This is a genomic window from Halomonas sp. BC2, assembly GCF_002078115.1.
Taxonomy (GTDB): Bacteria; Pseudomonadota; Gammaproteobacteria; order Pseudomonadales; family Halomonadaceae; genus Vreelandella; species Vreelandella stevensii.
Window position 1 is genome coordinate 4,446 of record NZ_LFGT01000029.1, and the last position, 2,274, is coordinate 6,719.

At 60.8% G+C, this 2,274-nt stretch carries 3 protein-coding genes; all 3 read left to right on the forward strand.

What is annotated here, in order from left to right; genetic code table 11:
- Positions 1-191 precede the first annotated feature (191 nt).
- A complete protein-coding gene (gene fliL / locus B7L71_RS16110; RefSeq protein WP_081139126.1) occupies positions 192-683 on the forward strand; it encodes a flagellar basal body-associated protein FliL in 492 nt (163 codons plus the stop codon).
- Positions 684-731: 48 nt separating this feature from the next.
- Positions 732-1,784 carry a flagellar motor switch protein FliM gene (gene fliM / locus B7L71_RS16115; RefSeq protein WP_081139128.1) on the forward strand — a complete coding sequence of 351 codons (1,053 nt, stop codon included), beginning with the start codon at positions 732-734 and terminating at the stop codon, positions 1,782-1,784.
- On the forward strand, positions 1,777-2,274 hold a 498-nt coding region (fliN, locus tag B7L71_RS16120; protein WP_081139130.1), incomplete at its 3' end, for a flagellar motor switch protein FliN. The genes fliM and fliN, both read left to right, overlap by 8 nt.

Sequence of the window (2,274 nt, forward strand, 5' to 3'; positions counted from 1 at the left end):
GTCACCGCATAGATATGCCGAAGGATTAGGCACACTATGCCAGAAAAATCAGGTGGTTGGCGATATCCCATCCGCAGCCACCTGAATAGTTACGGCCAGTCTTTTCAAACCATGGCGATGGCCCTGCTATCGCCATAATCGTCTCTGGTCCGGAACGCATCCGGTCGACACTATGAATGGTGGCAAACGCAATGGCAAAGAATCGCACTGCAGGCGGAAGCAAGCCCTGGTGGATCTTCGGCATCCTGATCATCCTGATCTCACTGGCCAGCTCCGCGGGCATGTTCTATTACATGGACAGCCGCAGCGGCAATGCGCCCAGCCAGGCCCAAGCCCAGGCACCGGTAGAGGAACCACCCGCCGTCGAGCCGATCTTCGTCAACGTTGCGCCCTTCACCGTAAACCTGCAGAGCCGCCACTACGATCAGCGCCTGCTCTATATCGGTCTGTCGCTGCGTGTCGGCAACATGACGACCAAGGATGTGCTGACCATGCACATGCCGCAGGTCCGCAGCCGGCTGCTCATGCTGCTTTCCAGCCAGGAGGCGGAGACGCTGACCACGCCGGAAGGCAAGCAGTCGCTCTCCCAGGAGATCCTGGCGCTTTTCGACCAGCCGTTGGCCGAGCCGCAGCCGCCCTTGATGATCAACGACGTACTGTACACCGACTTTATCGTCCAATGATTTCCGACGGTGTCTCCTTAACGCTTTCAACAGAAGTGCATTAGCGCCATGGCTCAAGACGATCTGCTCTCGCAGGAAGAGATCGATGCCCTTCTCAAGGGCGTCAGCGGCGAAGACGACGCCGACTCGGCCGACGCTCACAACGGTCATGGGCGAATTCGCCCTTACGATCCGGCGACACAGCACCGGGTAATTCGCGAGCGCCTGCATGCGCTGGACATCATCAACGAGCGCTTTGCCCGACACTTCCGCATGAGCCTGTTCAATCTGCTCAGGCGCAGCGCCGATATCACCGTGGACGCGGTCCGCTACCAGAGCTACAGCGATTTCGCTCGCAACGTGCCGGTGCCGACCAACCTCAACCTGATCGCTCTCAAGCCGCTGCGCGGCTCGGCGCTGGTGGTCTTCCCTCCCAGCCTGGTGTTCATGGTGGTCGACAACCTGTTCGGCGGCGACGGACGCTTTCTGACCAAATCCGAAGGACGCGAGTTCACCCATACCGAGCAGCGCATCATCCGGCGAATGCTGACCCTGGCCATCGACGCCTATCAGGAGTCGTGGCGCTCGGTCTATCCGCTCGAGGTCGACCTCCTGCGTTCCGAGATGCAGGTCAAGTTCGCCAATATCACCAGTTCTCCCAACGAGATCGTGGTGAACACCACGTTCCACCTGGAAGTGGGCAACCTGAGCAGCGACTTCCAGATCTGCATGCCCTACTCGATGATCGAGCCACTGCGAGACCAGCTCAGCGGGCCGCTCACCGACAGTCACCCGGAAGAGGACCGGCTGTGGGAACAGCGCATGGCGGGAGAGATCAAGCAGTCGCATGTCGAGCTGGTCGCCGATTTCGTCGAGATCCCTACGTCCATAGGCCAGGTCATGTCGCTCAAGAAGGGCGATGTCCTGGAGATCGACTTGCCGGAAATCGTCACCGCCCGCGTCGATGGCGTTCCCGTCATGCGCTGCGAGTACGGCAGTCAGCAGGGACAACGCGCCCTGCGCGTCAGTGAACTGATCGAGCACACTCCGTCATCCAAGTCGGCCAAGGATACTTTCGTCAAAGCGTCAAAGCCGCAAGTCAAGGAATCGAAACATGACTGATCCCAAGCATCCTGATCAGAACCCTTCCAAGGCGCCCCAGGACTCGATCGAGGACGACTGGGCCAGCGCCATGGCGGAGCAAGGGCAAGGCGATGACGTCAGCGACGACCCCTGGGCCGATGCGCTGGCCGAACAGGTCGCGAGCGAGGCCACGCCCCCCTCGCCCCAGGCCGCGACTTCCAGCGCCCAGGCCGAATCCGCCAGCGCCCAGGTCTTCAAGCCGCTGGACAAGGGGCAAACCAGTGGCACCATGCGCGACCTCGAGATGGTCATGGACATTCCGGTCAAGCTCACCGTGGAGCTGGGGCGGACGCGCATCACCATCAAGCAGCTTCTGGAGCTGGCCCAGGGGTCGGTCATCGAACTCGAAGGACTGGCGGGCGAACCCATGGACATCCTCATCAACGGCTACCTGATCGCTCAAGGCGAAGTCGTCGTGGTTGACGACAAGTACGGGATCCGTATCACCGAGATCATCACCCCCTCCGAG

What these genes read in the sequence shown, in the direction of transcription:
- fliL (WP_081139126.1), top strand. Translation starts at nt 192, where the DNA reads ATGGCAAAGAATCGCACTGCAGGCGGAAGCAAGCCCTGGTGGATCTTC.
- fliM (WP_081139128.1), top strand. Translation starts at nt 732, where the DNA reads ATGGCTCAAGACGATCTGCTCTCGCAGGAAGAGATCGATGCCCTTCTC.